Source organism: Variovorax sp. 01T439_2 (assembly GCF_056398445.1).
The window spans coordinates 1-7,312 of sequence record NZ_JBFTPJ010000205.1 but is presented as its reverse complement, the minus strand read 5'-3'; the positions used below and the strand labels follow the sequence as shown (position 1 = coordinate 7,312).

Here is a 7,312-nt window from a genome sequence, read left to right as displayed (position 1 = left end):
CGCCGCTCCCAGCGCGTTGCTATCGATCGGGAATTCTGAGCGCTCCATCAATGTTCGGCATGCCGAACATTGATGGACGGAGGTAGGCACCTGAGAGATGGATCTGCCGGGCGCTAATGTGCCGTGCCATCCGCGACTACGCGCGATCGGGCTTTGCGCTCAGCATGCCAACTTCAAAGGGGAGGCCGTCCGCCTTTGCCTCGACCCGGTCATCCGACCAGAGGCCCATCGCGCGAGGTGAACGAAGAGAACACCCCTGAGGGCCGACGCGACGTGACGGCCTGGCGTCAGCTTGTCAGGGCGCGGACACGCGATCCGTGTAGCTCGAGTCGAACATCAATCCGGGCTACGGCATTCCATCAGGGGCGTGCGGGCGGCCACATCTGTGCAGCGTGCAAGACACGCAGAATCGTCACGGCAATCATTGATTCCGAATACACGACCACGTAGTTTGGCCGTACCACCATCTCGCGTGTCCCGCGGACTCGCCCCGGCCGATAAAGTTTAGGCTGCTCCCTCAACTGTTCGGCCTTTTCCTCGATCTCCGTGACGAGTGCCAGTGCCGCATCGAGGTTGTCCTGCGCGATGTACTCAACGATGGACAGCAGATCCACGCGCGCCGCTTCGCGCCATTCAAGTTCGAGCACGTCGCTTCTTGGCAATCAGGTCCCGTGCTTCAGCCATGACTTGCTTGTGAGGGACGGTCGGACGGGGGTCTTCCAAGGCTTCCCGAACCTTCGCGCGAAACCACGCATCATGGGCAGAGTCATCAACCGCCAGCCCTGCCGGCAGTCCCCCTTCCTTTGTGACGCGTGTCAGAAGAATGCGAATTGCGTCAGAGACGGTCAGGCCGACATTCGCCAGAGCGGCGGTGGCCTGCGCCTTGAGGTCATCGTCCACTCGGACGTGGAGCATTGAAGTCTGTGCCACGGTCGCCTCAGTATTGAAGTAGAACCCAATTGTATCTCAATTGAGATGCGAAATGGTGGCAATATGAAGGGCCATCAAGCCTTCCTTCATAGCGAGTTCGCGGTCCGCGCCGGATAAAGAGCGTTAGCAGCTTGCACCGTCCCGACGTCCCAGATGGGCCCAAAAGCCGGGGCGTTGGCTGCCGGTTGTGCCTCGGCGCTTCGGCACGCGCCTTTCTGCGCGCCGCCGCCAGCGTCACCACCGGGTAGTGCCCGATGCCGAGCTTGGCCTCCTTGCCATGCCGCTTGTAGCGATAGACCCACGCCTTGCCGGTCGGCCGCACGCGAAGGTAGAGACCGTCGCCGTCCGCCAGCAGATACTCCTTGTCCCCGCGGCGCTGCCGCCTTGTTCTGAAGCTCGCTGAGTTGCCCCATGGTGTACCCAAGATCGGCCGCGGTTGAAAAGCAGTCTGGGGTACACCGTGGGGTACGCGCAAGAACGGGACTTCGTGAGAATCAGGATGCCGCTTGAGCCGCCTTTTTCAGGCTAATTCCTTGATGTACAAGGGCCTTGAAGCTGGCTTGGGATCTACGGGGAAAGAAAAATGGTGGCCTGGATTCCAATGACGAGATGATCTACAAGAGGCTGCTATGCAATTCCCAGGCCTTCCAAGCGCTGATGAATTGAAAGAAGTTCACGAACCCCGCACAGGGCCTCACGCAGTCCTATGCCGCATGGGTTGTTGAAGGCCTCGCGACGACGCCTACGGACTCGATGCTCGGTGAAGGCACCATATTCCATCCTCCACCGTACTCAGTCCGTTCGACCTACCCCGGCTTCGTCGCGGATTTGAAACGTCGCATCGACGGTGCGCGGCTGTCGGCCGCGAACTGGTGGGCCTGTACTGGGACATCGGGCAAGCCATCCGTGAGCAGCAGASACGCCGCGTATGGGGCGAAGCAGTAGTCGATCGGCTCGCGCGCGACCTCAAGGCTTYCTTSGCARGGRCGGCAGGGTYTTCCGCTGCAAGCCTCTGGCGCATGCGCCAGTTCCACGAGACCTACACCRCGCCGGAGTTTCTCGCACAGCTTGTGCGAGAARGCGGGCGCGACACGCCGYGCCGCYGGGGATCCMGRGCGCTGGCGGCCGCCAGCCAGTCAGAACTCGCACGGGCTGTGCGAGAAATGGCAGAGGCCGTGCCATGGGGTCATGTCAACCTGCTGGCCGACTGTGATCCGCGCGTGGGACACGCGTAACAACACCTCGCATCGCAGATGGGCCTCCGTGCTGCCCTCATAGCCGCACAAGGACTTTGCCTCCGAAGTTTCGAGGTCGTCTTGCGATCGCCACGTCCAGGCTACCGAAGCCGACATCAATCCCGCTCGCACAGCGAGCCCACGGCCGCTGCATGAATTCCCTCACGGTTCCATCAAGCAGAAGACCTTCGCTGTCGAGAATTTCTCGATGTTCGGCATGCCGAACACCGAGAAATAGAGAGCCGGACAGAGAAGTGAATTCGGCACGTAGCGAATTCGGGGGCCATCGAAGGGGCGTCCGCGTCGCCCCGCTGCACGGCAGTGCCACCAAGAACAGCCTACTCCCGCAGCGTGAAAACCACCGACAGGTAAGAGACCGGCTGGGTCTGAATGGCCTCGATCCCATGGAGTGCGGTCGCATCGAACAGCAGCGAGTCCCCCGCCCCTACCGCCACCGACTTGCCGCCGTAGCGGTACATGACCTCTCCGGACAGGAAGTACAGGAACTTCAGACCCGGATGCTGGAAGGTCACATACGGATCGGCGCCGGGCAGCAATGTGACCAGGTAGGGCTCGACGAACAGGTTGCCCGACAGCAGGTGGCCCAGCAGCTCATAGCGGTAGTCCGCCACCGCGCCGATGCGATCGACCAGGACACCATGTCCTGCGCGCACATGGCAGAAGTCGGTGCGCCTCGCCTGATCACTGAAGAAGCGGGAGGTCGGCACATGCAGGCCCTGAGCGAGGCGCTCCAACGTCTCCACCGACGGCGAGACCAGACCGCGCTCGATGCGTGACAGCATCGAGGCAGAAATCCCCGAGGTCTTGGCCAGCTCGCCGCCTGACACATCGGCCGCCATGCGCAGCGCCCTCACCTGCGCGCCGATGCGCGTCGCCGACAGGCTGCGTGCAGTAGGTGCCGGTCGGCGTGTTTTTGCGGGCAATGCGGAAGCGGGAATCCGCACTGGTCGCCCGGTCGGCAGCGGTGACGCTTGATAGATAGCCATGACAGGTTTTCTATGCAGTGTATATGCCGTCGATTCTAGGACTGCAAAGAAAGATCGTCAGTGGGTATGCCCACTGCCGCCAAGAGATCGAAYCGACAGGCTCCACCGCACAGGGAGCCTATTTCGATTGCACTCGGCAAGCGTCTCAAAGAACTTCGGATCAAGGCGGATAGATCTCAGACCGAACTCGCCTTCGACTGCGAACTTGATCGGACCTACATATCGCTCATCGAGCGAGGGTTGGCCAATCCATCGTTGTGGACCCTTGGCACACTGGCATTCGCACTCAACACGACAGTGCCGGATCTATTGCAAGGCAATACGCACGTCGTTGAGCCATCCATGGGTGAGCAAGGCAGAAAGCGTCGCGCCAATCAGGCCTCCCACGAGTTAAAACTTGCCATCGGCAGCAGGCGTTCGCAGTTGCGTTGACGGTTTTCTCAGTGGGCAAGTTGACGATCGATCAGGCGACACGCCTCGTCGTTCAGCTCCCAGCCGCCACGGGTCACCGAAGCCGAAGGCCTCCATGCGCGCTGGCGCGCTTGCGAACCGGCCGGCCATGGTTGCGTGCGGCCCGGCGGCTATGATCCGCCCGCCGCCGAAGAGCGGCCTGTCAGACCACGGAGCGAGGAGAAAAAGCCATGATCGGTTTCGAGGCCCGCGCGCATCGTCGCGCCCTGAGGGTGTGCGCGCTGCTGGCGCTGGCGGGCCTGACAGCTTGCGTGGCGCCGCCGAGCTACAGGGATCGCCCCGTCGCGGCGGGCGCACCGTCCACGTTCGTGCTCGCGCATGCGGCGATCGTGGAGGAGCCGCGGCACGCCACTCGCCACCTCGACGAGGCGAAGACCATCGTCTACGCGCAGACGCAGGGCGGCAGCCTGACGGCCGGCCTGGTGTTCGGTGCCCTGGGCGCGCTCGCCAACATGGGCATGGTCGACAGCCAGACCGGCCTCGACGCGGCGCGCATGAAGGGCAAGCTCAGGCTTGAGCCGCGGCAGTTGTTCCTCGATGCGGCGATCCGGCAGGGGCTCGAGCTCGCCGACGTCGGCGGCCCAGCCCACACGGGCGCAACCCCCTATCTCTCCATCAGCAAGTCGCCCAGCGGCAGGCTGCTGGCGGCTGCGGCAGTCCAGCTCGAACAGGGCAGCGGGGCCGATCGCTGGTCGGGCCTGTACATGTACCAGTTGCCCTCGACCTACAGCCTCGACGACCTGGCCCGGCCCTCGGAAGACCTTCAGCGCAAACTCGCTGCGGAGGCCGCGCAGGGCTTCAGCGAACTCGCGGCCTTCATCGCCAGGGAGGAAACCGGCAGGAAGGACGCGTCCGCGAAGGCCCCGCCCGAGCGGGAGTTCGTCTTCTCGACGGAGCTGCTGACGCCGGGCGCCGGGCATCCAATGCCCGCACGCCTCATCGCAAGCTCGCAGGAGCTCGTGTGGTGCCGGACCTTCGAAGGCGTGTTTGCGCTGCGTCGGTCGGGCATGAAGATTCGAACGAGGGGGATTTGACGGGCGTGGGTGCGCTGCCAATGCCTCATTGCCATGGATGCCAATGCCTCGCAAGGCACCGGCCATCGCAGGTCGCCGGTGGCGGCATGCCTGCCCCGAGACGTGGCCTGCACATTGATCCGTCGCTTGCCCGAACACCTGTCGCACGACCGACAAGAAGCGATCGCCGCAGGCTTCAAGGCAGAGGCTTTTTCGTCGGCAATCAAGAGCGACGTTTCGTCATTTATTGCCAAATGCATAGTTATTGCAACATGCTCCGGGATGGGCTCAGATCCCGCGCTCGAACAGCGAGGAACTGAGGCCGTTGCACCTTCTGGAAGTCAATCAGGTCGGGCACGGTCATCGTCAAGGAGCGCTGGATGCCAACATCGGCGGAGAAGCTGTTCGTGGCTTGCCGAAGGTGAACGCGGCTCAACGACTTACGCACCGCGTTGCTTTTCGAAGAAGAAGAAGCAGTCAGGCGGGATGGCCGGGGCGATGTGGTCGATGTCCTTGACCGACACGCCCCAGGCGAAGAAATCGTCGCGCCAATGCCGGACACATCGACGAGTCGATCGATCTCCCCGCGCTTCTCCCGCCGACAAACCGAAACGCCCCGCCTGCGACAGGAGGTTTCAAGTGCTCCTACCTGGACGGGTCCTCCCGCTGCCACCGTCGCGACCCTATGCGCCTCTGCCGAGCCCATCAACCAGATCTGACCAGACGACGAGGGGGCCGGTCCGAAGGAGCCAATCGGGTTCAAGGTGAACGTCGACCAGCTCCAGCGGGCCTGGTCAAAGGACGCGTGAATCAAGAAGAGCACCCTGCTCGCCGTCGCCGGCGGAGAAAAGGACGGGACTTCGGGTCCGCGCGGCGCCACCGCCTCCCTCGCGTTCGCTCCCCTCCGGCAATCGCGCCTCCCCGAAATCTCAGGGAAGAATCGGGGAAGAATTTCGCTCCGGCGGGCGAGCGAGATCCACCTCCAGCCCGGCGGCCATCCGGCCGATCGAACCGGCCCGATCGGTGATCGGCCGCAGCCATTCCACCGCAGCCTCTTCAGGCCGCATTGCTCGCAGTCGTGCGTCGCGCCACAGATCGCGGGCGACATCCTCCAACTCGAGCGGGTCGACGGTGTGCCACTGCTGCTGCAGCCGATGCGCGCAGGCGGCAATCCAGAGAGTTGCAGGCACGTTTTCCATGCCTACATACTACTGTATATTCATACAGGTGTACTGCGAAGTATTTAGATACCTGTTCGAAGGTCAGGCGCTTTCCAGCAAGGAGGCGGTGAAGCTCACGCGCCGCGTGGGAGAGCTGGTCTACATGCCGCGGATCCATGACCCTCGGCCCGGCCGCAGCTTGATGATTGCGATGCTGCTCGCGGACGACCAGCAGAGCTACGTGATCCCGCTGCTCAACCGCGCATGCATGCTCGAGGTCCGGGGCGGCTTCTTCATCGAAGGCACCGAAATCAATCCGCGCGGACGGGCGCTCAAGAACATCCAGGCCGACATCTACCCTCAGCGCTGGTTCTGCCGGCCGGTCGCGCGGCCCGCGCCGATCGACCCCAAGGGCGCCCGCCTGGAGGCGCGGCGCCACGGGGAAATGATCGCCAAGGCCCTGCAGCGCTGGCCAACGCGCCGCGCCATTCCGATCCGCGTGGAAATGCCTAGCGCCTTGCCGAACTCGGCCGTGTTTCGCCCCGTCGGCACCGATGAAGCCTCGGACGTGCCGCCAGTCTGAGCAGCGGCTGATCCTTCGAGGCGAACGGTGCACCTGCTCTTCCAGTTGGCAAGCCGTGTAACGAGCGCGGCTCGATGCGGGTGACCRGCAACCGATCGGTGGCCGAGTGGGGCAAGCCACGTCGCCACGATCCGCGGCGACAACTACCGGTTTCGCTTCAAGCGCCGCGCGGGGCTGATAGGTCAGGCGGCCACCGCATCCGAACTTACCCCGCAGGAATGACCGGTTCTTCGTGTCGCCGGGGGCCGTTGCTGATGTCGCTTGCAGCGGACGGGCGCGGCGCGGTTTCGACCGCGCGCCCTGGGAGACCAGGAGGTTCGCGCAGGACGGACCGAGGAAAAAACATCAAAAACGATCAGAACTGGTGCGCATGACCGTGAGGCTGTCTCGATGAGCCCACATACCGGGCAGAAATTCGCACAGGTTAGTATTTTCCACATACGTGTCTGTTTGTAAGAAAAGTTTCAACACGTGATGATCTGAGCTTCTGTACCAAGGAGTTTTCAGATGACATCGTGCGACGGCAAAGCGGGGCTCAAGCGTCTCGTCTCCATCAAGAACGAACGCCCCGCAGCCGCACCGCGCCGCGCGCCATCGGCGAGCGTCGCCGCTTTTCCGGTTTCGGCCATTGCCCTTGCGGTGGCGTTGTTCGCGGCATCGCCGCAGATGGCGCGTGCTGCCAATGAGTGCGGCGTTGAAGCAGCCGGGCAAGACACGCTCACCTGCTCGGGCACCAGCTATCTCAGCGGCATCACCTACACCCTCAGCAATGGGCTCACGCTCAACCTCGACAACCCGAACATGGTGATTTCGGGAAAGGGCGTATCGCTTTCTTCGCCGGTCGGCCCGGTGGGTGCGACCCTCCACGTCAACGTGGCCAATATCGGCTCGATCACCACCACCGGCTCGGCTG

Annotated in this window: 9 protein-coding genes and 1 pseudogene; 5 read left to right on the top strand and 5 right to left on the bottom strand. The window is 63.3% G+C overall.

Features of this window, described 5'->3' with window-relative positions:
- Positions 1–359: 359 nt before the first annotated feature.
- Genes AC1DOC_RS12045 through AC1DOC_RS12035 form a run of 3 tightly spaced genes read right to left on the bottom strand, consistent with a single transcriptional unit; the run spans position 360 to position 1,252 of the window.
- Complete coding sequence (locus tag AC1DOC_RS12045) at positions 360–647, bottom strand: type II toxin-antitoxin system RelE/ParE family toxin (RefSeq protein ID WP_015865879.1); 288 nt, start codon at positions 645–647, stop codon at positions 360–362.
- Positions 634–930 (bottom strand): type II toxin-antitoxin system RelB family antitoxin, encoded by a 297-nt coding sequence (relB, locus tag AC1DOC_RS12040; RefSeq protein ID WP_015865880.1) that lies wholly within the window; start codon positions 928–930, stop codon positions 634–636. The genes AC1DOC_RS12045 and relB overlap by 14 nt, the downstream gene beginning before the upstream one ends.
- Before the next feature lie 7 nt (positions 931–937).
- The gene (locus AC1DOC_RS12035) at positions 938–1,252 is read right to left on the bottom strand and encodes an Arm DNA-binding domain-containing protein (protein WP_478079951.1); all 315 of its coding nucleotides are present in this window, start codon (positions 1,250–1,252) and stop codon (positions 938–940) included.
- 451 nt (positions 1,253–1,703) lie between these two features.
- On the opposite strand from AC1DOC_RS12035, the gene AC1DOC_RS12030 reads away from it, so the two are divergent.
- Positions 1,704–2,165, top strand: a complete 462-nt coding sequence (locus AC1DOC_RS12030; RefSeq protein ID WP_478129852.1) for a DUF1016 N-terminal domain-containing protein — start codon at positions 1,704–1,706, stop codon at positions 2,163–2,165.
- A 338-nt stretch (positions 2,166–2,503) separates the two neighbouring features.
- On the opposite strand, the gene AC1DOC_RS12025 is transcribed toward AC1DOC_RS12030, so the two are convergent.
- Positions 2,504–3,067: a helix-turn-helix domain-containing protein gene (locus AC1DOC_RS12025; RefSeq protein WP_041945859.1), complete on the bottom strand. Its 564-nt coding sequence runs from the start codon at positions 3,065–3,067 to the stop codon at positions 2,504–2,506.
- A gap of 171 nt (positions 3,068–3,238) precedes the next feature.
- On the opposite strand from AC1DOC_RS12025, the gene AC1DOC_RS12020 reads away from it, so the two are divergent.
- Both AC1DOC_RS12020 and AC1DOC_RS12015 read left to right on the top strand, forming a co-directional pair.
- The gene (locus tag AC1DOC_RS12020; RefSeq protein ID WP_080515786.1) at positions 3,239–3,604 is read left to right on the top strand and encodes a helix-turn-helix domain-containing protein; all 366 of its coding nucleotides are present in this window, start codon (positions 3,239–3,241) and stop codon (positions 3,602–3,604) included.
- A 209-nt stretch (positions 3,605–3,813) separates the two neighbouring features.
- The gene (locus AC1DOC_RS12015; RefSeq protein WP_015865882.1) at positions 3,814–4,677 is read left to right on the top strand and encodes a hypothetical protein; all 864 of its coding nucleotides are present in this window, start codon (positions 3,814–3,816) and stop codon (positions 4,675–4,677) included.
- A 908-nt stretch (positions 4,678–5,585) separates the two neighbouring features.
- Here the strand turns inward: AC1DOC_RS12015 and AC1DOC_RS12010 are convergent.
- Entirely contained in the window at positions 5,586–5,855 is a 270-nt protein-coding gene (locus AC1DOC_RS12010; protein ID WP_018904954.1) for a hypothetical protein, read from the bottom strand.
- On the opposite strand from AC1DOC_RS12010, the gene AC1DOC_RS12005 reads away from it, so the two are divergent.
- On the top strand, positions 5,854–6,399 hold the full coding sequence (locus AC1DOC_RS12005; protein ID WP_196230440.1) for a hypothetical protein: 546 nt from the start codon (positions 5,854–5,856) through the stop codon (positions 6,397–6,399). The two genes, AC1DOC_RS12010 and AC1DOC_RS12005, sit on opposite strands and share 2 nt — an antisense overlap.
- Positions 6,400–6,906: 507 nt before the next feature.
- A pseudogene (locus tag AC1DOC_RS12000) lies at positions 6,907–7,312 on the top strand (autotransporter domain-containing protein); the annotation flags it as partial.

Bases quoted from the DNA above. Each gene is read 5' to 3' on its own strand.
- AC1DOC_RS12010 (WP_018904954.1), bottom strand. From the start codon at position 5,855: ATGGAAAACGTGCCTGCAACTCTCTGGATTGCCGCCTGCGCGCATCGG.
- AC1DOC_RS12005 (WP_196230440.1), top strand. From the start codon at position 5,854: ATGCCTACATACTACTGTATATTCATACAGGTGTACTGCGAAGTATTT.
- AC1DOC_RS12015 (WP_015865882.1), top strand. From the start codon at position 3,814: ATGATCGGTTTCGAGGCCCGCGCGCATCGTCGCGCCCTGAGGGTGTGC.